Origin of the sequence: Streptomyces anandii JCM 4720 (assembly GCF_014650655.1) — a bacterium.
GTDB lineage: Bacteria > Actinomycetota > Actinomycetes > Streptomycetales > Streptomycetaceae > Streptomyces > Streptomyces anandii.
Map to the genome: position 1 here is coordinate 1 of NZ_BMVJ01000021.1, position 22,629 is coordinate 22,629.

Sequence of the window (22,629 nt, forward strand, 5' to 3'; positions counted from 1 at the left end):
AGGGCCCGCTCGCGCTCGACCAGCAGCCGCAGCGGCTCGGAGGCGGTGACCAGTTCGCGCAGCGGATGGCGGGCCAGTACCGCGTCCACCTCCGGCGTCAGCGCCGCCGCCAGCCGGACCGCGGCCGGCCGGCTCTCGTCCCGCAGCGCCTCGGCCGCGGCCCGCACGACGTCCCGGTCCGTGCCCTCGGGCACGCCGTCGGCGGCTCGCTCGTGCAGCCGGGCGCCCTCCTCGAGGACCAGCGCGGTGTCGAGCCCGGCGGGGATCTTGATGCGGGCGTGGTGGCGCCAGGTGGTGACCGGATCCGCCCAGGCCTCCACCTGGTACGTCCACCAGCCGGGCTCGCCGGCGGTCACGGTGGCGCCCCAGCGGTCGGTGCCGGGGGCCAGCTCGCGCATCGGCGTCCAGGGCCCGGCGCGGCCCTCCGGATCACGCAGGACGACATTGGCGGCGACGGCGTCGTGGCCCTCGCGGAAGACGGTGGCCGAGATCTCGAAGGTCTCCCCGGTCACCGCCTTCGCGGGCCTGCGGCCGTGCTGGACGACCGGCCGCACGTCGAGGACGGGGATCCGGCCGACGGCGGTGGCGCCGGCGCCGTCCGGGCCGGCTGCCGTGCTGGTTGTCGGGGGTGCTGCCGAGTGATGCGTGGCGGGCATGACCGCTCCTGTCCGCGTCAACGAGGGTGTGGGCGGATGTCAGTGGGGAGGTGGGTCCTGCGTGGTCTACCTGTCGGGTGTACCGGTGGAGCCTTCCCACCCTATTCGGGTGAGCATTCCGGCACTTTGTTAACTACTCACGCGTATGTCCACACACAAGACCGGTCCCGTCCGGACACGGACGGAACCGGTTCCCGTGCTGTGCGATTACCCCCGCGGCACCTGGAGAATCCTGTCCGGCGAACCGGGCCCCGCGTCGGCGACCCGCACGACCGCGGCCGCGCCCGCCAGCGCGTGGGCCACCTGCGCGGGCGTGGCCTGGGGATGGGCCGCCAGGTAGAGGGCGGCCGCGCCGGCCGCGTGCGGCGCCGCCATCGACGTACCCGAGAAGGTGGCCCGCGCGGTGTCGCTCGTGCACCACGCCGAGGTGATCGACACGCCCGGGGCGAACAGGTCGAGGGCGGATCCGTAGTCCGAGAAGGCGGCCCGGACGTCGTGGCTGTCGGTGGCGCCCACGGTGATCGCCTGCGGCACGTCGGCGGGGGAGTACAGCCCGGCCGGGCCGCCGTGGTTGCCGGCCGCGACCGTGTAGGTCACGCCGGCCCTGATCGAGTTGCGGACGGCCGTGTCCAGCTCGGCGTTGTAGGGGCCGCCGAGGCTGAGGTTGGCGACCGCGGGCCTGCGGGCGTGCCGGGTGACCCAGTCGACACCGGCGATGACCTGCGAGACCGTCCCGGCCCCGGTGTCGTCGAGGACCCGTACGGAGACCAGCGAGGCCCGCTTCGCCACGCCGTACGTGGTTCCCGCGACCGTGCCCGCCACGTGGGTGCCGTGCCCGTTGCCGTCGCCCGTGCCCCGGTCGCCGCGCACGAAGTCCCAGCCGTAGCTCGCCCGGCCGCCGAAGTCGCGGTGCGTGATCCGCACCCCGGTGTCGATCACGTACACCGTGACGCCGCGCCCGCCGCCGTCCGGCGCGGTGAACCTCCTGTCCAGGGGCAGGCCGGGCCGGTCCAGCCGGTCCAGGCCCCAGGACGGCGGGCGGTCCTGGGTGGCGTCCAGGGCGACGCGGCCGTCCCGGGTCACCGAGGCGACCCGCGGGTCGGCCGCCAGACGGCGTGCCTGCGCCGCGTCGGCGCGGACGGCGTACCCGTTCAGGGCCGCGCCGAAGGTTTGGCCGATTCTCGCCCCGTAGCGCGCGGCGACACCCCGCCCGGCGGCCGACAGGGCCTTCGTGTCCCCCTTGAGCGTGACCAGGTAGCCGGTGCCGCCGGTCCGTCCCCCGGCGGCGCCGGTGTGCGCGGGCAGGGTGACCGCCGCCAGCGCGGCGGCCGCGGCGGCCGTGAGGACGCCCCCCAGCCGGCGCGGGCGCCGTGAGCGCGTCCGTGCCATGGTCCGAGCTCCCCTCCTCGACTCGGGCAGGCGGGCAGCGTCTCGTGCGGCGGTGCGGGGGTACAAGAGTGCCCCGCCGGACGCGGCCGGCCGGGCCGATACTGGGCGAGTGGGGCGAAGCGCCCAGCGCCGCCCCCGCCCGGACGGGTACCGTCGAAGGTGACGGGGCGCACAGTGCCGTGCGTCCTTCCAGCGAACGCGAACGCGCTGAGGTGGAATGTGAAGGCGATCCGTCGGTTCACCGTCCGTCCCGTTCTCCCCGAGCCGCTGCGCCCGCTCAGTGAGCTGGCGCGCAACCTGCGCTGGTCCTGGCACGCAGAGACACGTGACCTGTTCCAGTCCGTCGACCCGGAGCACTGGGCGACCTCCGAGGGCGATCCCGTACGCCTGCTGGGCGGCGTGCGCCCGGCCAGGCTGGCCGAGCTGGCCGGGGACCGCCGCTTCCTGCGCCGGCTGACCGCGGCCGCCGACGACCTGCACGACTACGTCACCGGCGACCGCTGGTACCAGGCGCAGTCCGCCGGGCTGCCGGCCGCGATCGCCTACTTCTCGCCCGAGTTCGGCATCACAGCCGCCCTGCCGCAGTACTCCGGCGGGCTCGGCATCCTCGCCGGCGACCATCTGAAGGCGGCCAGCGACCTCGGCGTGCCGCTGATCGGGGTCGGGCTGCTCTACCGGCACGGCTACTTCCGGCAGACCCTGTCCCGGGACGGCTGGCAGCAGGAGCACTACCCCGTACTCGACCCCCACGAGCTGCCCGTCACCCTCCTCGAGGAGGCCGACGGCACCCCCGCGCAGGTCTCCCTGGCGCTCCCCGGCGGCAAGGCGCTGCACGCCCGGATCTGGCTCGCCCAGGTCGGCCGGATCCCCCTGCTGATGCTGGACTCAGACGTCGAGGAGAACGCGCTCGGGGAACGCCAGGTCACCGACCGGCTCTACGGCGGCGGCAGCGAGCACCGGCTGCTCCAGGAGATGCTGCTCGGCATAGGAGGGGTGCGGGCGGTGCGGACGTACTGCCGGCTCACCGGGCATGCGGAGCCGGAGGTCTTCCACACCAACGAGGGCCACGCCGGCTTCCTCGGCCTGGAGCGGATCGCCGAGCTGTGCGAGCGGGGACTGGACTTCGACGCGGGCCTGGAGGCGGTGCGCGCGGGGACGGTCTTCACCACGCACACCCCCGTCCCGGCCGGCATCGACCGCTTCGACCGGGAGCTGGTCGCCCGGCACTTCGGGCCCGGGGCCGAGCTGCCCGGCATCGACGTGGGCCGCATCCTCCAGCTCGGCATGGAGACCTACCCGGGCGGCGAGCCCAACCTGTTCAACATGGCCGTGATGGGCCTCAGGCTCGCCCAGCGCGCCAACGGGGTGTCGCTGCTGCACGGCAGGGTCAGCCGCGAGATGTTCTCGGGACTGTGGCCGGGGTTCGACCCCGCCGAGGTGCCGATCACCTCCGTGACCAACGGGGTGCACGCCCCGACCTGGGTGGCGCCGGAGGTGTTCCGGCTCGGCGCCCGGCAGATCGGCGTGCAGCGCACCGAGGACGCCCTGTCGGTGGGCGGCTCCGAGCGCTGGGACGCGGTCGGCGACATCCCCGACCAGGACGTCTGGGAGCTGCGCCGGGACCTGCGGGAGCAGCTGGTGGTGGAGGTGCGCCGGCGGCTGCGGGCCTCCTGGCGGCAGCGCGGCGCGGGGACGGCCGAGCTGGGCTGGATCGACGGCGTGCTCGATCCCGAGGTGCTCACCATCGGTTTCGCGCGCCGGGTCCCCTCGTACAAGCGGCTGACGCTGATGCTGCGGGACCGCGACCGGCTGATGGACCTGCTGCTGCATCCCGAGCGGCCGGTCCAGATCGTGGTCGCGGGCAAGGCGCATCCGGCCGACGACGGCGGCAAGCGGCTCATCCAGGAACTGGTGCGCTTCTCCGACGACCCCCGCGTGCGGCACCGGATCGTGTTCCTGCCCGACTACGGCATGGCCATGGCGCAGAAGCTGTACCACGGCTGCGACGTGTGGCTGAACAACCCGCTGCGCCCGCTGGAGGCGTGCGGGACCTCCGGGATGAAGGCCGCGCTCAACGGCTGCCTGAACCTGTCCGTGCTCGACGGCTGGTGGGACGAGTGGTTCCAGCCCGACTTCGGCTGGGCGATCCCCACCGCGGACGGGGTGACCACCGACTCCGACCACCGGGACGACGTGGAGGCGGCCGCGCTGTACGACCTGCTGGAACAGCGGGTCGCGCCGCGCTTCTACGAGCGCGGGCGGGGCGGGCTGCCCGACCGCTGGATCGAGATGGTCCGGCAGACCCTGACCCTGCTCGGGCCGAAGCTGCTGGCCGGCCGCATGGTCCGCGAGTACGTCGAGCGGCTCTACACGCCCGCCGCCCACGCCCACCGGGCCCTCGGGCCGGACGCGGCGCGCGAGCTGGCCGCCTGGAAGGGGAAGGTGCGGGCGGCCTGGCACGAGGTGACCGTGGACCACGTGGAGACCTCGGCCGCCGCGGCGACCTCGGCCGTCGCCCAGCTCGGCACCACCCTCGGGCTGCGGGTGCGGGTGGGGCTCGGCGGCCTCGGCCCGGACGACGTGGAGGTGCAGGCCGTCTCCGGCCGCGTGGACGAGGAGGACCGGATCACGGACGCCACCACCGTCGCCCTGAAACCGGCGGGCGCCCCCGACCCCGACGGCCGCTGGGTCTACGAGGGCCCGCTCTCCCTGGACCGCACCGGCCCCTACGGTTACACGGTCCGCATCCTGCCCTCCCACCGCCTCCTGGCCTCCAGCGCCGAACCGGGCCTGGTGGCAGTGCCGCACGAGGACACCTCGGAGGACGGCGGCGTGCTCCTGCGCTGACGGGCGGTCCGTGCGCCAGGTGCCGGGCCAGGGTTCCGGGGCCAGGGTTCCGGGGCGAGGGTGCCGGGGGTCAGGGCTCCGGGGTGTCCGCGCAGAGTCTGCGGAGCACGGTGCCGCAGCGGCGGGCGTAGGCGTGCTGGAGGCCCCGGGTGGCGGGGCCGCCGGCACGGGCGTACCACTTGGCGGGGCGGCTGAAGGCGGTGACCGTGAGCCAGACCGTGCCGTCGCCCGTGCGCTCCACCAGGAAGGACTCCTCGCCGGTCTCCGGGTGCCCGGGCAGGGTGCCGTAGGCCCAGCCGGCCCGGCGGGGTTCCTCCACGGTCCAGACCACCCGGCAGGGCGCCTTGACGACGGCGGCGAGGGAGACGGTGACGTCCACACCGGGTGCGGCGCGGTCGGCGGGGGTGTCGACGCCCACGCCGACCGCGCGGTGCATCTCCCAGGTGAGGACGGCCTCACAGGCGCGGCGGAACACCTCCTCGCCCTCGCCGATGCGGGTGCGCACGTGCAGGGGGTGGAAGCCGGGCGGGCAGTGGCCCTGCTCGCGGGTCGCGCCGACCTCCTCGTAGGTGAAGTCTGCCGAAGACATGGGACCCAAGCGTAGGGCGGCACCCGGGAGCGCCGGGCTCCCGGGTGCCGCCGATGCCGACTACCGGCCGGTCAGTTGACGTTGACCGCGGCCCAGGCCGCCGCCACCGCGTTGTACTCGGTGCTGCCGGAGCCGTACAGCGCGGCCGCCGCCGAGAGGGTGCCCGTACGGGCGGACTTGTAGTTGGTGGTCGACGTGAAGTACGTCGTCAGCGCCTTGTACCAGATCTGCAGCGCCTTGGCGCGGCCGATGCCGGTGACCGTGGAGCCGTTGTACGTCGGCGAGTTGTAGCTGACGCCGTTGATCGTCTTCGCGCCGCTGCCCTCCGACAGCAGGTAGAAGAAGTGGTTGGCGACGCCCGACGAGTAGTGCACGTCCTTGCTGCCCACGCTGGAGGACCAGTAGTCGGCGGAGGCGCCGTCCTTGCTGGGCTTGTCCATGTAGCGCAGCGGGGTGCCGTCGCCGTTGATGTTGATCTTCTCGCCGATGAGGTAGTCGCCCTTGTCGGAGGCGTTGTTGGCGTAGAACTCCACGCCGGTGCCGAAGATGTCGGAGGTCGCCTCGTTGAGGCCGCCGGATTCGCCGCTGTAGTTGAGGCCCGCGGTGTTGGAGGTGACGCCGTGGCTCATCTCGTGGCCGGCGACGTCCAGCGAGGTCAGCGGGTGGGTGTTGCCCGAGCCGTCGCCGTAGGTCATGCAGAAGCAGCTGTCGTCCCAGAACGCGTTGACGTAGTTGCTGCCGTAGTGGACGCGGGAGTAGGCGCCCACGCCGTTGTTCTTGATGCCGTTGCGGCCGAAGGTGTTCTTGTAGAAGTCCCAGGTCTCCTGGGCGCCGTAGGCGGCGTCGGCGGCTGCCGTCTGGTCCGAGGAGGAGCTGGAGGCGGTGCCGGTGCCCCACACGTCGTCCGCGTCGGTGAACAGCGTGCCCGTGCCGGAGGTCCTGCGCGCCAGGTTGTACGTCTTGTGGCCGCCGCGCGTGGTGTCGTACAGCTGGTACGTCGAGCCCGACTTGTAGGTGCCGAGCGTCACCGAGCCCGAGTACAGGGTCTTGCCGGTGCCGGTCTCGACGCCCTGGTACTCGTAGAGCTTCTTGCCGGTGGCCGCGTCGGTGATGACGTGCAGCTCGTTCGGGGTGCCGTCGTCCTGGAGGCCGCCGACGACCGTCTCGTAGGCGAGGACCGGGCTGCCGTTGCCCGCCCAGATGACCTTGCGCGGGGCCTGGTCGGCGGAGGTCTTCGCGGAGCCGGCGGCCTGGGCGGCGGTGAGCGCCTGCTTCTCGGCCTTGGCGGTGGCGATCTGCGGCTTGAGCGAGGCCACCTTGATGGCCGCCTTGGTGGCCTTGGTGACGCCCTCCGTCTTGCCGGCCCTGCTGTGGACGATCAGGTCGCCGCCCAGCACGGGCAGCCCGGCGTAGGTGCGCTCGTAGCGGGTGTGCAAGGTGCCGTCGGCGTCCTTGACGACGTCCTTGACGACCAGCTTCTCCTTGGCGCCGAGGCCTATGTTCCGGGCGGTCTCGGCGGCGTCCGCCTGGGCCTTGGCGATCAGGGAGGTGCGGGCGGAGTCGGACAGGGCGGTGGGGGCCGCGGCGAGGGTGGTCCGGCCGGTGGAGTCGGCAGGGGTCTGGGCCGAGGCGGTGGTGGCCAGACCGGTGCTGAGGAGGGCTCCGGCCGCGACAGCGGTGGCGACGGCCAGAGTGGTGCGCTTGTGACGCGCGTAGCGGGGAGTCACACAAGCTCCTTATGTGGGGGATCCCGGTCGGTGTGGGGTCACCGGACCGGATCGGATGTCAGGTTGCTGTGCTCGTGCGGCGGGTGGTGGAAGAGTGGCATCAAGGGCGCGTACATGTCATGGCCCCGAAGTGATGTTGGCCGAAAAATGACGCTGCGGTAAATGTTGCGGACGTGTGAACGGGCGCCGCTCCGGGTCCTCGACCTCCGGAACGGCGCCCTGACCTGGGGCTCCTACGCCCTACCGGACGCCCTTTACGGGAACGTCAGTTTCCAGCCGTCGATGTAGCCGGAGTCGTAGGTGTACACGTCCTGGACGCGCAGCTTCCAGGTGCCGTTGGCCGTCTCGGTGGACGCGTTGACCGTGTACGTGGCGTGCACGTCGGCCGCGGAGTCCGAGCCGCTGGAGTTCTTCAGGCGGTAGGCCTTGCCCGACGGGCCGATCAGGTCGATGACCAGGTCGCCCCGGTAGGAGTGCACGATGTCGACCGAGACCTGGAGGTTCGACGGCGCGTTGCCGCTCCTGCCGGTGACGGCGATGGACGAGGTGACCGCCGAACCGTGGTCCGGGATCTGCACGTCGGCGGTGTTCTCGAACGACGTGCCGCCTCCGCCGCCCCCGCCGGAGCGCGAGCCGACCGCGATGGCCGCCCAGGCGTCCTGCACCGCCTTGTACTCGGTGCTGGAGGTGCCGTAGAGCTCACCCGCCGCCGCCAGCGTGCCCGTGCGGGCGCTCGCGTAGTTGGTGGTCGAGGTGAACTTCGTGGTCAGCGCCCGGTACCAGATCTGCAGCGCCTTGTCCCGGCCGATGCCGGTGACCGGAAGCCCGTCCGCGGTGGGCGAGTTGTAGCTGACGCCGTTGATGACCTTGGCGCCGCTGCCCTCGCTCAGCAGGTAGAAGAAGTGGTTGGCCGGGCCGGAGGAGTAGTGCACGTCCAGGTTGCCCAGGCCCGAGTACCAGCTGTCCTTGGACGCGCCGTCCTTGCTGGGCTTGTCCATGTAGCGCAGCGGGGTGCCGTCGCCGTTGATGTCGATCTTCTCGCCGATGAGGTAGTCGCCGACGTCGGTGGAGTTGTTGGCGTAGAACTCCACGCCGGTGCCCATGATGTCGGAGGTCGCCTCGTTGAGGCCGCCGGATTCGCCGCTGTAGTTGAGGCCCGCGGTGTTGGAGGTGACGCCGTGGCTCATCTCGTGGCCGGCGACGTCCAGCGAGGTCAGCGGGTCGGCGTTGCCGGAGCCGTCGCCGTAGGTCATGCAGAAGCAGCTGTCGTCCCAGAACGCGTTCACGTACGAGTTGCCGTAGTGCACGCGGGAGTAGGCCGCCTGGCCGTCGTTGCGGATGCCGCTGCGGCCGAAGGTGTTCTTGTAGAAGTCCCAGGTGACCGCGGCGCCGTAGTGCGCGTCGGCGCCCGCGGTGGCGGCGTTCGACGTGGTCCCGTTGCCCCAGGTGTCGCTGGACTGCGAGAACAGCGTGCCGGTGCCGGAGGTGCCGTGGTTGAGGTTGTACGTCTTGTGGCCGCCGCGCGCGCCGTCGTTGAGCGTGTACGTCGACCCCGACTGCGTCGTCGTCAGCGAGACCTGGCCGCTGTACTGGGTGTTGCCGATGCCGGTCTCGATGGCCTGGTAGCGGTAGAGCTCCTTGCCGGTGCTCGCGTCCGTGACGACGTGCAGCCGGCTCGGGGTGCCGTCGTCCTGGAAGCCGCCGACCACCGTCTCGTAGGCCAGGACCGGCTTGCCGCTCGCCGCCCAGATCACCTTGCGGGACGAGGGGTCCGCCGCGGCCTTGGTGTCGCCGAGCGCCTTGGCGCGCTGCAGCGCCTGCTTCTGGGCGGTGGACTTCGCGACGGCCGGGGTCAGGCTGGCCACCTTCACGGTCGCGTTGGTCGCCTTGAGGACGCGCTCGGTCTTCCCCGACTTCGCGGTGTCGACGATCAGGTCGCCGCCGAGCACCGGCAGGCCGGCGTAGGTGCGCTCGTAGCGGGTGTGCACGGTGCCGTCGGCGTCCTTGACGACGTCCTTGACGACCAGTTTCTCCTGGGCGCCCAGGCCGATGTCCTTGGCCGTGCGCGCCCTGGCGCCGTCGGCGTCGCGTATCAGCTCGGCGCGCTGCGAGGGCGTCAGCTTCACGGCGGCATGGGCCGGGTTGACGTTCCCGGCATGGGGCGCCTGGGCGGGCGCGGCGCTGGCCGCGCCGGTCTGGACGGCCGCGGCGATCAGCGCGGCGACACCGGCGAGGGCGAGGCCCGCGGTGCGGTGGGGGGTGACGTGGGAGGTGCGTCTGCGAGAGCTCTTGCTACTCAACACTGACTCCTTCTGCGTGGCCGCGGGTCGCGCGGCCAGGGGAGATCCGGACGGGGGGTGGGCCGTCCGGGCAGAACAGGGCGGAACGCGGAACCAGGTGCGGATGTGCGGGCCTGCGCGCGGTCGACTTGCTGTGGGGGTGCTGTGGGGTGACTTCGACGCGGGCCGAGGGAAGAGTGGCAGGAGATCGCGGTTTCTGTCAGGAGCGCGTCAGAAACTTGGCCGGATTTCGTTCGTTGTCCGGATGTTCATGTTCGGTATACGGACCGGTCGCGGGCCCGCGCCCCGCGACCGCCGGCCCGCGGTCCGAAAAGTGGGGGTCTCAGGCGGCGGCCTCGTGCAGGATCGCCGCCAGCTCGCCCGGCCGGTCGAACATCGGCCAGTGCCCTCCGGGCAGGTCGCGGTGGGTCCAGTCGCCGTCGGCCATCTCCCGGAAGGCGGGCACGGTGGCGGCCATGGCCCGGATCCGCTCCGCCGTGAAGCCGCACAGCACGTGCAGCCGCGGCAGCGCCCTCCAGGCCCCGGTCAGCCGGACCGGCGTGGTCGCGGTGGCCCAGGGCTGCGGCACGGACAGCCGCGTCAGCCGGTCGACGGCGTCCTCGGACAGTCCGCCCAGCCCGGCCTGCTCGCGCCAGGGCGGCGGGGGCAGCCGCCACCCGTTTCCGGCCGTGCGCACCAGCTCCTCGTCACGCTCCCGGCCCTCGGGCCCGGTGAAGTCCGCCTGGGACATCCCGTCGGGCAGCGGTCCGCTGTCGACGAACACCAGCCGGGAGATCCGCTCCGGCACCCGGTCCGCCACGGCCGGGACCACCACCGCGCCGGCGTAGCTGTGCCCGACCAGCACCACGTCGTGCAGTTCCTCGAAGCGGATCAGGTTCAGCACGTCGGTGACGTGCGTCGCCAGGCCGGTGCCGGGGCCGGCCAGGTGCGCCCGCTCGCCCATCCCCGTCAGGCTGAGCGGACGCACGTCGTGCCCGTGCGCGCGCAGTCCGGCGGCGACATCGCGCCATGCCCAGGCGCCGAGCCAGAAACCGGGAAGAAGCACGTAGGTCGTCATGGCGCTCACGCTAGGGCCCGAACCGGACGGATCCCGGCCTATACGAGGCTGTCGCGCCAGGCGCGGTGGAGGGCCGCGAACCGGCCGGTGCCGGAGGTCAGCTCGGCCGGGTGACCGTCCTCCACCACGCGGCCGTGCTCCATCACCAGCACCCGGTCGGCGATCTCCACCGTGGACAGCCGGTGCGCGATGACGACCGCCGTACGGCCCCGCAGGACCGTCGTCATCGCCCGCTGCACCGCCCGCTCGCCCGGGATGTCCAGCGAGCTGGTCGCCTCGTCCAGGATCAGCACCGCCGGATCGGCCAGCAACGCCCGCGCGAAGGCCACCAGTTGGCGCTGACCGGCGGAGATGCGGCCACCGCGCTTGCGTACGTCCGTGTCGTAGCCGTCGGGCAGGGCGCTGATGAAGTCGTGCGCGCCGATCGCCTTCGCCGCCCGCTCGATCTCCTCACGGGTGGCCTCGGGGCGGCCGATGGCGATGTTGTCGGCGACCGTGCCGGAGAACAGGAACGCCTCCTGGGTCACCATCACCACCCCGCGCCGCAGTTCGGGCACGGCCAGCTCGCGCAGGTCCACGCCGTCCAGCAGCACCCGGCCGCCGGAGGGGTCGTAGAAGCGGGCCAGCAGCTTGGCCAGGGTCGACTTGCCCGCGCCGGTGGAGCCGACCACGGCGACGGTCTGCCCGGCCGGGATCGTCAGGTCGAAGCGGGGCAGCACCTCACCGCCCGTGCGGTAGCCGAAGCGCACGCCGTCGAAGACCACCTCGCGGCCGGGGTGCTCGGAGGCGAGCGGCGGCAGGCGCCGGGGCGTGGCCGGTTCCGGCACCGAGGGCGTCTGGGCGAGCAGGCCCGCGATCTTCTCCAGCGAGGCGGCCGCCGACTGGTAGGAGTTGAGGAACATGCCGAGCCGGTCGATCGGGTCGTACAGCCGGCGCAGATACAGCACCGCGGCCGCCAGTACGCCCAGTTCGAGGGAGCCGTCCGCGACCCGGTAGGCGCCCCACAGCACGATCAGCGCGACCGCGGTGTTGGCCACGAGACGGGAGCCGACCACGTAACGGGCCATCTCCAGCAGCGCGTCGCCGTTCGTGCGCTCGTGGCGCCGGTTCAGTACGCGGAAGTCGGCGTCGTTGGCCGCCTCGCGGCGGAAGGCGCGCACCGGGCGGATGCCGTTCATCGTCTCCACGAACTTCACGATCACCGCCGCGATCGCCGTGGACCGCTCCTGGTACACCCGGCCCGCTCGCCGCCGGTAGGCCCGCACCAGCAGGTACAGCGGACCGAAGGACGCCACCGCGACCGCGCCGAGGCCGGGATCCAGCCAGAGCAGCATGGCCGAGATGTAGACGAAGGACAGGATGACCGTGATCAGTTCCTGAAGGCCCTCGCTGAGCAGTTCGCGCAGCGACTCCACGTCCGTCGTGGAGCGGGAGATGAGCCGGCCCGAGGTGTAGCGCTCGTGGAAGTCGACGCTGAGCGCCTGCGCATGGCGGAAGATACGGCCGCGCAGGTCCAGCAGCACGTCCTGGTTGACCCGGGCCGAGGCGACGATGAACGCCCACTGCAGCCCGCCCGAGGCGAGCGCGGACAGCAGATAGGCGACCGCCACCGCGATCAGCGGGCCGTGGTCGTGTGCGCGGAACGCCGGTACGGCGGTGTCGATGGCGTACGCCACCAGCAGCGGGCCCGCCTGCACGGCCGCCTGCTGGAGCAGCAGCAGGAGGGTGGTGCCGGCGACCCGGGCCCTCATGGGCGCGAGCAGCGAGCGGAGCAGGGCGGCCGTGGCCCCGGGGGGCGTGGGCAGGACGTCGCGGTCGAAGGGGTCGCCGGCGCTCGCGGGGCGCGGCCGGTCCTCCCCGTCCCCGGTGGTCGGGACGGACGTGGTGGGGGCCGTCATCGGTCGTCGTCCTCCTCTTCCCGCGCGGGCGCGCCCGCCATCAGATGGGCGTACTCGGCGTTGCCGCGCAGCAGTTCGTGGTGGGTGCCGACCGCGGTGATCCGGCCGTCGGACAGCAGGGCGACCCGGTCGGCGAGCAGGACCGTGGAGGGGCGGTGGGCCACGATCAGGGCGGTGGTGCGGGCCAGCACCTGGCGCAGGGCGGCCTCCACGGCGGCCTCGGTGTGCACGTCCAGGGCGGACAGCGGGTCGTCCAGGACGAGGAACCGGGGCCGTCCCACCACGGCGCGGGCGAGCGCGAGGCGCTGCCGCTGGCCGCCGGAGAGGCTCAGCCCCTGCTCGCCGACCTGCGTGGCGGTGCCCTGCGGCAGGGCGTGCGCGAAGCCGGCCTGCGCGACGGACAGCGCCCGCTCCAGCTCGTCCTGGCCGGCGTCGTCGCCGGCGCCCATGAGCACGTTGTCGCCGACGCTCGCCGAGAAGAGGGTGGGCTCCTCGAAGGCGACGGCGACCATCGCGCGCAGCTCCTCGCGGGACAGGGCCGTGATGTCCGCGCCGTCCAGGGTGATACGGCCCGACGTCACCTCGTGCAGACGCGGGACGAGGGAGGTCAGCGTGGTCTTGCCGCTGCCCGTCGCCCCGACCAGGGCCAGGGACTCGCCGGGACGGATGTGCAGATCGACACGGTCGAGGAGGGGAGGGGAGTCCGGCGGGGCGTCGGGGTAACGGAAGCTGACGTTCTCGAAGCGGAGCCCACCGTCGCCACCCGCGCCGCTGCCGACGCGCCTCGCGCCCCCCTTGGCCGAACCCGCCGGTGCGGCGAGGGCGGGGCCCGGCTGTTCCGGCTGTTCGTCCATGACCTCGAAGTAGCGCTCGGTCGCGGTGGCCGCCTCCTGGCTCATCGCCAGCAGGAAGCCGATCGACTCCACCGGCCAGCGCAGCGCGAGGGCCGTGGACAGGAAGGCCACCAGCGTGCCCGCCGACAGCGAACCGTCCGCGACCTGCACCGCCCCCACCACCAGCGCGGCCCCGATGGCCATTTCGGGCAGGGTCATGATGACCGCCCAGATGCTCGCCAGCAGCCGGGCCTTGCGCAGCTCGGTGCCGCGCAGGGTGTGCGAGAGCCCGTGGAACGCGCGCGCCTGGCTGCGGTGGCGGCCGAACCCCTTGATGATGCGGATGCCGAGCACGCTCTCCTCGACCACCGTCGTCAGGTCGCCCACCTGGTCCTGCGCCAGCCGCGCCACCGACGCGTACCGCTTCTCGAACAGCGCGCACATGACGACGACCGGTACCGCCGGTCCGAGGATCACCAGCCCCAGCGTCCAGTCCTGGAGCAGCATGACGCCCACGCCGACGAGAATGGTCACCCCGTTGACGAGGAGGAACGTCAGCGGAAACGCGAGGAACTGACGCAGCAGCATCAGGTCGGTGGTGCCCCGGGACAGCAGCTGGCCGGAGGCCCAGCGGTCGTGGAAGGCGACCGGCAGCCGCTGCAGATGCCGGTACAGACCGGCCCGCATCTCCGCCTCGACGTGCGACAGCGGCCGGGCCACCAGCCACCGCCGCAGCCCGAACAGCACCGCCTCCGCCACCCCGAGCAGCAGCAGGTACAGCGCCCCGAGCCACACCCCGGCAGGGTCACGCCCGGCCACGGGGCCGTCCACCATCCACTTCAGCACGAGCGGGATCACCAGCCCAGTGCAGGAGGCGACGACCGCGACGAACGCGGCGGTGAACAGCCGGGCGCGGACCGGCCGGACGTACGGCCACAGGCGCAGCAGCGTACGCACGGCCGAACGGCCGGCCGTCCGGGTGCGGGCGGACGGGTCCCCGGGGGTGTCAGGTGTCGTGGGCATCATGAGCGAGACTACGGATCGCCACTGACAACGCCCACCGAGTTTTGGCCGGACCACACTCCGCCGCTGGTCCTACGACCTGCGCGTTCGGCAGCCCGGACCCGGGGGAGCGGGCAGGGGTCGTAGCGCCGCATCATCCGATCGGCCGATGCGGCTTCGAGCGCGTCGGCCGATGCCCGCGCGGCCCGCCCGCCGCCACTCTGCTGCCATGTCCGTCATCGAAGTCAGCGAACTGCGCAAGTCCTACGGCGGCCGGCGTGCCGTCGACGGCGTCTCCTTCACCGTGGAGGAGGGCGAGATCTTCGGCGTCCTCGGCCCGAACGGAGCCGGCAAGACCACCACCGTCGAGTGCGTCGAGGGACTGCGCGTCCCCGACTCCGGCCGGATCCGCGTCACCGGCCTCGACCCGGTCGCCGACCACGCGCGGGTGGCCCAGGTGCTGGGCGCCCAGCTCCAGCGGACCGAACTCCAGCCCAAGCTGACCGTGCGCGAGGCGCTGGAGCTGTACGCGTCCTTCTACCCGCGCCCGGCCGACTGGCGCCCGCTCGCCGAACGGCTCGGGCTGGCCCCGAAGCTCACCACCCGGTTCGCCGGGCTCTCCGGCGGCCAGAAGCAGCGCCTGTTCATCGCGCTCGCCCTCGTCGGCGCCCCGCGGGTCGTCGTCCTCGACGAGCTCACCACCGGACTCGACCCGCGCGCCCGCCGCGACACCTGGGAGCTGATCGAGGACGTCCGTGCGGGTGGGGTCACCGTGCTGCTCGTCACCCACTTCATGGAGGAGGCGCAGCGGCTGTGCGACCGGATCGCGGTGATCGACCAGGGGCGCGTAGCGGCCCTGGACACCCCGGCCGGGCTGATCCGCCGCTCGGCGGGCGCGACCGTCATCAGCTTCACCCCGTCGGTCCCGCTGGACGACGAGGACCTCTCCGCGCTCCCGGCGCTCGCCTCCGTCGAGCGCAAGGACGGCCGGATCACGCTCTCCGGCACCGACGACACCGTGAACGCGGTCATCACCCTGCTCGCCCGGCACCGCGTCACCGCCCATCAGCTCCGCGTCCTGGACGCCACCCTCGACGACGCCTTCCTGGACCTCACCAAGGAGACCACCGCATGAACACCGCAGTCCTGCGCACCGAGTTCCGGCTGTTCAGGCGCGAACCGGGCGCCGTCTTCTGGATCTTCCTCTTCCCCACGCTGCTCCTGGTGGTCCTCGGCTCGATCCCGTCCTTCCGGGAGGCCGACAAGTCCCTGGGCGGACTGCGGCCGGTCGACGCCTACGCGCCCATCGCCGTGCTGATCGCGCTGATCATGGCGGGTGTGCAGTCGCTGCCGCAGGCGCTCACCGGCCACCGGGAGCGGGGCGTCCTGCGCCGGATGCGCCTCACCCCCGTACGGCCCTCCGCCCTGCTGACCGCGCAGATGGCCGTGCAGGGCGGGGTGGCGCTGGGCTCGGCGCTGCTCGCCCTCGCCGTCGGCCGGCTCGCCTTCGGCGTGAAGCTGCCCGGGCAGCCGGCCGGCTATCTGCTGGCCCTGCTCCTCGCGGTCGCGGCCGCACTCGCCCTCGGGGCGGTCGTCTCGGCGGTGTCCCGGACCACGAAGGTCGCGGGGGCGATCGGTACGGCGGTGTTCTTCCCGATGATGTTCTGCGCGGGCGTGTGGCTGCCGGTGCAGGAGATGCCGCACACGCTCGCCCGGGTGGTCGGCCTGACCCCGTTCGGCGCGGCGGCCCGCGCCCTGAACGAGGCCGCCGCCGGCGACTGGCCCGGCTGGGGCCACCTGGGCGTGCTCGCGGCGTGGACGGTGCTGCTCACCGCGGGGGCCGCGCGCTGGTTCCGCTGGGAGTGAGCGGACCGTGCCGGAGACTGGGGGCATGACGGACACCCCGCTCCAGCAGTACCGGGCCTCGTTCGACACGTGGGGGCCCTGGGCGCTGCTGGCCGTCGGTGCCGTCGCGGGGACGCTCTCCGCCCGCCTGATCGGGATGGACCGGCCCGGGGTGATCGCCTGCGCCGTCCTCGTGCCCGCGGCCGCCGTGCTGCAGCTGTACTGGGGGAGGGCGAAGCGGAGGCGGCCCGGCCCGAGCCGGACCGGTGTCTGCCTCTTCCTGCTGCGGTGGGCCATCGCCTTCGTACTGACCTGGGCCAACCCGTTCTTCGCCTTCTACGCCGTCACGGGCTACTACACCGCCGCCCGCGAGCTGCCCCGCCGGCTGGTGCTGCCCGGCCTCTTCCTGACGGCCGTCACCATGGCCGGCAGCGAGATCGGCGGCTGGCCACCGCACGGACTGATCCCGTGGATCGGCTTCTTCCTCGTCCTGGCCGTCAACATGGGCATGGTCGGCGTGTTCACCCGGTTCGCCGAGCAGGAGCAGGCACGGCTCAGCGTCCAGGCCGAGACCATCGCCGAACTGGAGCGGACCAACACCGCGTTGCAGCAGGCCCTGGAGGAGAACGCGGCGCTGCACGAGCAACTGCTCGTCCAGGCCCGGGAGGCCGGCGTGGCCGACGAGCGCCGCAGACTCGCCGCCGAGATCCACGACACCATCGCGCAGGGCCTGACCGGGATCATCGCCCAGCTCCAGGTCGTGGCCAACGCACCCGACCTGCCCACCGCCCGCACCCACCTGGACCGCGCCGCCGGCCTGGCCCGGCACAGCCTCGGCGAGGCCCGCCGCTCGGTGCACAACCTGACGCCGGTGGCGCTGGAGAGCGACCAACTGCCCGAGGCCCTGGAGAAGACGGTCACCGAATGGGGCGAACGGACCGGCCTGCGCGCCGAGTTCACGCTCACCGGCACCGCGGAGCAGCTCCACGACGAGGTCGCCGCCACCATCCTGCGGATCGTCCAGGAGGCCCTGTCCAACGTGGCCCGCCACGCACGGGCGACCCGCGCCGGCGTCACCCTGTCCTTCGTGGGCGACGAGGTCATCCTCGACATCCGCGACGACGGCACCGGCTTCGACCCCCTCGTCCCCACCGCCCGCTCCCGCTCCGGCGGCTTCGGCCTGCCCGGCATGCGCGCCCGCGCCGAGCGCGTCGCCGGATCGCTCACCGTCGAGTCGGAGCCGGGGCTCGGCACCGCCCTGTCGGCTCGCGTACCGTTGGTCCGCCATGACCGATGACCCGACCACCGCCGGCCCGGCCGTCTCCCTCCTGATCGTCGACGACCACCCCGTCGTACGCGACGGACTGCGCGGCATGTTCGAGTCGGCGTCCGGGTTCCTGGTGCTCGGCGAGGCGGCGAACGGCGTGGAGGCGGTGGAGCGGGCCGCGGCGCTCGACCCGGACGTGGTGCTGATGGACCTGCGCATGCCGGGAGGTTCGGGCGTGGACGCGATCCGGGAGCTGACCCGCCGCGGCGCCCGCGCCAAGGTGCTGGTCCTGACGACGTACGACACCGACTCCGACACGATCCCGGCCATCGAGGCGGGCGCGACCGGCTACCTCCTCAAGGACGCCCCGCGCGACGAGCTGTGCGCCGCGGTGCGCGCCGCCGCCGAGGGCCGTACCGTCCTCTCCCCGGCCGTGGCCTCCCGGCTGGTGTCCGCCGTCCGCGCCCCCGCCCCCGGCAACGAGTCTCTCTCCGCCCGCGAGCGCGAGGTCCTCGCCCTGGTCGCCAGGGGCACCTCCAACCGCGAGATCGCCCGCGAGCTGTTCATCAGCGAGGCGACCGTCAAGACCCACCTCACCCACCTCTACGCCAAACTGGGCGTCAACGACCGCGCCGCGGCCGTGGCCGTGGCCTACGACCGGGGCATCCTCGGCTGATCCCCCGCTAGCCGAGCACCCGCAGCAGCAGCACCGAGCGGGCCGGGAGCGTGATCTCGGCCCCCGCGCGGTGCGTGAGGCCCGGTGCCCGCGTCTGCTCCTCGCGGGAGGTGTCGACGACCACCTCGTAGTGCTCCGCCCAGGGCGGTCCCGGCAGGACGAACTCCACCGGACGGTCCCCCGCGTGCAGGACGGTCAGGAAGCTGTCGTCGAGGATCGCCTCGCCGCGCTCGTCGCGGCCCGGGATGTCCCGGCCGGACAGGTACATCCCGAGGGTCGCCGCGGGCGCGTACCAGTCCCGTTCGGTCATCTCCGTGCCGCGCGGGGTGAACCAGGCCAGGTCGCGCAGCCCGTCCGCCGAGTGCGGACGGCCGGAGAAGAACGCGCGGCGGCGCAGCACGGGATGGCGGTGGCGCAGCGCGATCAGCCGGGCGGTCAGCTCGGTCAGCTGCCCGAAACCCGGGTCGTCGAGCAGGCTCCACTCCAGCCAGCCGGTCTCGTTGTCCTGGCAGTAGGCGTTGTTGTTGCCGTGCTGGGTGCGGCCCATCTCGTCGCCGGCCACCAGCATCGGCACGCCGGTGGACAGCAGCAGCGTGGTGAGCAGGTTGCGCAGCTGCCTGCGGCGCAGGGCCAGGATCCGCTCGTCGCCGGTCTCGCCCTCCGCGCCGCAGTTCCAGGAGCGGTTGTCGTCCGTGCCGTCGCGGTTGCCCTCGCCGTTGGCCTCGTTGTGCTTGCGGTCGTAGCTCACCAGGTCGCGCAGGGTGAAACCGTCGTGCGCGGTGACGAAGTTGACGGAGGCGTAGGGGCGGCGGCCGCCCCAGGCGTACAGGTCGCTGGAGCCCGACAGGCGGTAGCCCATCTCCCGCACGTCCGGCAGGGCGTGCCGCCAGAAGTCGCGCACGGCGTCGCGGTAGCGGTCGTTCCACTCGGTCCACAGCGGCGGGAAGGCGCCCACCTGGTAGCCGCCCGAGCCGACGTCCCAGGGCTCGGCGATCAGCTTGACCCGGCGCAGCACCGGGTCCTGGGCGATCACGGCGAGGAACGGCGAGAGCATGTCGACGTCGTGCATGGAGCGGGCGAGCGCGGCCGCGAGGTCGAAGCGGAAGCCGTCCACGCCCATCTCCGTCACCCAGTAGCGCAGCGAGTCGGTGATCAGGCGCAGCACGTGCGGCTGGACCACGTGCAGGGTGTTGCCGCAGCCGGTGTAGTCGGCGTAGCGGCGGGCGTCGGCCTGGAGGCGGTAGTAGCGCTGGTTGTCGATGCCCTTCAGGGACAGTGTCGGGCCGTACTCGCCCGCCTCCGCGGTGTGGTTGTAGACCACGTCGAGGATCACCTCGATGCCGGCCGCGTGCAGCGCGCGCACCATCCGCTTGAACTCGCCGACCTGCCGGCCGGCGGTGCCGGAGGCCGCGTACGCGGCGTGCGGGGCGAAGTAACCGATGGAGTTGTAGCCCCAGTGGTTGCGCAGGCCTCGGCTGAGCAGGTGGTCCTCGTGCGCGAACTGGTGCACCGGCAGCAGCTCCACCGCCGTCACGCCGAGCCGCGTCAGGTGCGCGATCGCCGCCGGGTGGGCCAGGCCCGCGTACGTCCCGCGCAGCTCCTCGGGTATGTCCGGGTGCAGCCGGGTGAAGCCGCGCACGTGCAGCTCGTAGATCACCGAGTCGGCCCACGGTGTCTTGGGCCGGCGGTCGTCCGACCAGTCGTCGTCGTCGTGCACCACGACGCCCTTCGGGACGTACGGCGCCGAGTCGCGCTCGTCGCGCACGGTGTCCGCCACCGACTGGTCGGGCCAGTCCCGCACGTGCCCGTAGACCTCCGGCGGCAGCGCGAACTCGCCGTCCACCGCGCGGGCGTAGGGGTCGAGCAGCAGCTTCGCCGGGTTCCAGCGGGCGCCGGTCCACGGGTCCCAGCGGCCGTGCACCCGGTAGCCGTAGCGCTGGCCGGGCATCACGCCTGGCACGAAGCCGTGCCAGATCTCGTGCGTCAGTTCGGTCAGCCGGGCGCGCGTCTCCCGGCCCGACTCGTCGAACAGGCACAGCTCGACCGCCTCCGCCCCGCCCGCCCACAGCGCGAAGTTGGTGCCCGCCACGCCGTCCGGGCCGACCCGGAAGCGGGCGCCCAGCGGGGTGGCGGCACCCGGCCGCACGGGCACGCCGGGTGGTGGCGCGGCGCGGTGCCCGCCGTTCACGACGGCGGACGGGCGCGCGTCCCCGGCGGCGCGCCCGCCCGCCACCGCCTCCTGCTCGGCTGCGCTGGACACCTGGTCGGCCCCTTTGTCCGGCTCGTTCGCCTGCGGGGCGCCCCAGCCGACGCGGCTCGGTGACGGGTGCGGCTCCCCCTCGCGTGGTTCTCCCCACTGTTCTGCCCAGAGCGTGGCTCGCACTCACGTTTCCCGGCGGCGGGCCGGTCGTTGGGCAGCCCGTGAGGCATGCACAAGGGCGCGCACGGCGCGCGGGGGCCGCGCTGGCCGCCGTACTGACATGGGCAGGACTACTGGCCGGGGCCACCGGCTGCACCTCGGGCGGCCCGGGCGGGCCGGCCGGGATCTTCGGCAAGCCGCCGGCGGCGAAGGACGTGATCCGCGTCGACCCGGACGACGGCAGCAAGGAGGTGCGCCCCGGCAGAAAGCTGCGGGTACGGGTCGCCGACGGGCATCTGGAGTCCGTCAAGGCCGTCAAGTCCCAGGACGCCCAGGACACCCCGGTCACCGGGCACCTCTCCCGCGACGGCCGGACCTGGCAGCCCGACGACGACCGGCTGGCGCTCGCCGCCAGGTACACCGTCGACGCGGTGGCCGTGGACGGCGAGGGCCGCCGCTCCGCCCGGCACACCACCTTCACCACCTACGTCCCCGACGAGCGCTTCATCGGCTACGTCACCCCCGAGAACCGCTCCGTGGTCGGCACCGGGATGATCGTCTCCCTGGCGTTCAGCCGGGAGATCGCCCACCGCGCCGCCGTCGAACGCGCCGTCCACGTCACCGCCAGGCCCCCGGTCGAGATCCGGCCGCACTGGTTCGGCAAGGACCGCCTCGACTTCCGCCCCCGGCACTACTGGAGGCCGGGCACGCAGGTGACCGTCGAACTGCGCCTGAGGGACGTCGAGGGAGCGCCCGGCGTCTACGGGCTCCAGTACAAGACCTTCTCCTTCACCATCGGCCGCAGCCAGGTCTCGCTGGTGGACGCGGCCGCGCACACCATGGAGGTGCGGCGCGACGGCGAGCTGCTGGCCACCGTGCCCATCACGGCCGGGGCGCCCAAACACACCACGTACAACGGGAAGATGGTGGTGATGGAGATGCTCGAGGTGACCCGCATGAACAGCCGCACGGTCGGCTTCGGCGGCGAGTACGACATCCCCGACGTCCCGCACGCCATGCGGCTGACCGACTCGGGCACCTTCCTGCACGGCAACTACTGGTCCACACCGGACCCGTTCGGCCGCGCCAACGTCAGCCACGGCTGTGTGGGGCTGAAGGACGTCAAGGGCGGCGGCTCGCAGACCCCGGCGGGCTGGTTCTTCGACCGCAGCCTCGTCGGGGACGTGGTCGAAGTCGTCAACAGCAATGACAAAGAGGTCTCTCCGGGCAACGGCCTCGGAGGGTGGAACATGGGGTGGAAGGAGTGGAAGGCGGGCAGCGCGGTCGAGTAGCCGGTGGGGGCGGGGCGTCGGAGCCGGTCCACAAGCGGTTGAAGTTGGGACGGAACAGTGACATTCGTCTGACAACTTGCCCCTGACCTTGTGGTTACTATGCGCCAGGGCGTGCGGGGAGCGCGCCGGGGCGCGGGTCGTGGACCGGCCCGGGGAGGGGAGACAGACTTGAACGTGCGGCCGATATCGGGGGCGTCGGTGGGCGCGCGGGGACGTCGCAGGGGGATGCTGGCACTCGTGTCCGGCGCGCTGGTCCTCGCGGTCACCGCGTGCGGCGGGGGCGGCTCGGGCTCGAAGTCCGCCGGCGGCGGGGGCAAGGACTCCGGCACGGACCGGAGCAAGCAGTCGCAGGCGGTCGTGACCATCGCGCCCAAGGACGGCGCCAAGTCCGTCGACACCAGCGGGACGCTCAAGGTCGGCGCGAGCAAGGGCCGGCTCACCCAGGTCGTCGTCAAGGACGCCAAGGGCACGGCGGTGCCCGGGACGCTGTCCGGTGACGGCGCCTCCTGGACACCGTCCACCCACCTGGCCGCCTCGACCCGCTACACCGTCCACGCGGTCGCCAAGGACTCCGACGGCCGCCAGGCCGCCGAGGACTCGAGCTTCACCACGCTGACCCCGCAGAACACCTTCGTCGGCAACTTCACGCCCGAGGACGGCTCCACGGTCGGCGTCGGCATGCCCTTCACCGTCAACTTCACCCGGGGCATCACGCACCCCGACGCCGTGAAGAAGGCCATCCAGATCAAGACCGAGCCGGCCGTCGACGTCGAGGGCCACTGGTTCGGCAACGACCGCCTCGACTTCCGCCCCGAGCACTACTGGAAGGCCGGCACCAAGGTCACCGTCAGGCTGAACCTCGACGGCGTCGAGGGCCGTCCCGGCGTCTACG

16 protein-coding genes are annotated in these 22,629 nt (G+C 72.9%); 7 read left to right on the forward strand and 9 right to left on the reverse strand.

Annotated elements, in window-relative coordinates; all coding sequences use genetic code 11:
- Together IE249_RS28805 and IE249_RS28810 are read right to left on the reverse strand one after the other, a co-directional pair.
- Nucleotides 1-656, reverse strand: a 656-nt coding sequence (locus IE249_RS28805) for a maltotransferase domain-containing protein (protein ID WP_189709392.1), incomplete at its 3' end; no start/stop codon positions are given.
- Between the two features lie 207 nt (nucleotides 657-863).
- Complete coding sequence (locus IE249_RS28810) at nucleotides 864-2,045, reverse strand: S8 family peptidase (RefSeq protein ID WP_189709394.1); 1,182 nt, start codon at nucleotides 2,043-2,045, stop codon at nucleotides 864-866.
- 219 nt (nucleotides 2,046-2,264) lie between these two features.
- On the opposite strand from IE249_RS28810, the gene IE249_RS28815 reads away from it, so the two are divergent.
- Nucleotides 2,265-4,892, forward strand: a complete 2,628-nt coding sequence (locus IE249_RS28815; RefSeq protein WP_189709396.1) for a glycosyltransferase family 1 protein — start codon at nucleotides 2,265-2,267, stop codon at nucleotides 4,890-4,892.
- Between the two features lie 70 nt (nucleotides 4,893-4,962).
- Here IE249_RS28815 and IE249_RS28820 read toward each other — a convergent pair whose 3' ends face one another.
- The 6 genes from IE249_RS28820 to IE249_RS28845 form a co-directional block, all read right to left on the reverse strand.
- Nucleotides 4,963-5,481 (reverse strand): DUF1990 domain-containing protein, encoded by a 519-nt coding sequence (locus tag IE249_RS28820; protein ID WP_189709398.1) that lies wholly within the window; start codon nucleotides 5,479-5,481, stop codon nucleotides 4,963-4,965.
- Nucleotides 5,482-5,552: 71 nt separating this feature from the next.
- Complete coding sequence (locus tag IE249_RS28825) at nucleotides 5,553-7,208, reverse strand: M4 family metallopeptidase (protein ID WP_189709400.1); 1,656 nt, start codon at nucleotides 7,206-7,208, stop codon at nucleotides 5,553-5,555.
- A 254-nt stretch (nucleotides 7,209-7,462) separates the two neighbouring features.
- Nucleotides 7,463-9,508, reverse strand: coding sequence for a M4 family metallopeptidase (locus IE249_RS28830; RefSeq protein ID WP_189709402.1), 2,046 nt, complete (start codon nucleotides 9,506-9,508; stop codon nucleotides 7,463-7,465).
- A 322-nt stretch (nucleotides 9,509-9,830) separates the two neighbouring features.
- Nucleotides 9,831-10,565 (reverse strand): alpha/beta fold hydrolase, encoded by a 735-nt coding sequence (locus IE249_RS28835; RefSeq protein WP_189709404.1) that lies wholly within the window; start codon nucleotides 10,563-10,565, stop codon nucleotides 9,831-9,833.
- A gap of 38 nt (nucleotides 10,566-10,603) precedes the next feature.
- A complete protein-coding gene (locus IE249_RS28840; RefSeq protein WP_189709406.1) occupies nucleotides 10,604-12,463 on the reverse strand; it encodes an ABC transporter ATP-binding protein in 1,860 nt (619 codons plus the stop codon).
- On the reverse strand, nucleotides 12,460-14,319 hold the full coding sequence (locus IE249_RS28845; protein ID WP_189709408.1) for an ABC transporter ATP-binding protein: 1,860 nt from the start codon (nucleotides 14,317-14,319) through the stop codon (nucleotides 12,460-12,462). The genes IE249_RS28840 and IE249_RS28845 overlap by 4 nt, the downstream gene beginning before the upstream one ends.
- A gap of 208 nt (nucleotides 14,320-14,527) precedes the next feature.
- Between IE249_RS28845 and IE249_RS28850 the strand changes: the two genes are divergently transcribed.
- Genes IE249_RS28850 through IE249_RS28865 form a run of 4 tightly spaced genes read left to right on the forward strand, consistent with a single transcriptional unit; the run spans nucleotide 14,528 to nucleotide 18,086 of the window.
- The gene (locus IE249_RS28850) at nucleotides 14,528-15,433 is read left to right on the forward strand and encodes an ABC transporter ATP-binding protein (protein WP_189709410.1); all 906 of its coding nucleotides are present in this window, start codon (nucleotides 14,528-14,530) and stop codon (nucleotides 15,431-15,433) included.
- Nucleotides 15,430-16,164, forward strand: a complete 735-nt coding sequence (locus IE249_RS28855; protein ID WP_189709412.1) for an ABC transporter permease — start codon at nucleotides 15,430-15,432, stop codon at nucleotides 16,162-16,164. The genes IE249_RS28850 and IE249_RS28855 overlap by 4 nt, the downstream gene beginning before the upstream one ends.
- A 25-nt stretch (nucleotides 16,165-16,189) precedes the next feature.
- A complete protein-coding gene (locus IE249_RS28860; protein ID WP_189709414.1) occupies nucleotides 16,190-17,440 on the forward strand; it encodes a sensor histidine kinase in 1,251 nt (416 codons plus the stop codon).
- On the forward strand, nucleotides 17,430-18,086 hold the full coding sequence (locus IE249_RS28865; protein ID WP_189709416.1) for a response regulator: 657 nt from the start codon (nucleotides 17,430-17,432) through the stop codon (nucleotides 18,084-18,086). Before IE249_RS28860 ends, IE249_RS28865 begins: the two co-directional genes overlap by 11 nt.
- 7 nt (nucleotides 18,087-18,093) lie before the next feature.
- On the opposite strand, the gene glgX is transcribed toward IE249_RS28865, so the two are convergent.
- Nucleotides 18,094-20,346: a glycogen debranching protein GlgX gene (gene glgX / locus IE249_RS28870; protein ID WP_189709418.1), complete on the reverse strand. Its 2,253-nt coding sequence runs from the start codon at nucleotides 20,344-20,346 to the stop codon at nucleotides 18,094-18,096.
- Nucleotides 20,347-20,507: 161 nt separating this feature from the next.
- On the opposite strand from glgX, the gene IE249_RS28875 reads away from it, so the two are divergent.
- Together IE249_RS28875 and IE249_RS38790 are read left to right on the forward strand one after the other, a co-directional pair.
- Nucleotides 20,508-21,737, forward strand: a complete 1,230-nt coding sequence (locus tag IE249_RS28875; RefSeq protein ID WP_189709420.1) for a L,D-transpeptidase — start codon at nucleotides 20,508-20,510, stop codon at nucleotides 21,735-21,737.
- A 225-nt stretch (nucleotides 21,738-21,962) separates the two neighbouring features.
- A partial coding sequence (locus IE249_RS38790; RefSeq protein ID WP_229859475.1) for an Ig-like domain-containing protein occupies nucleotides 21,963-22,629 on the forward strand: 667 nt, incomplete at its 3' end.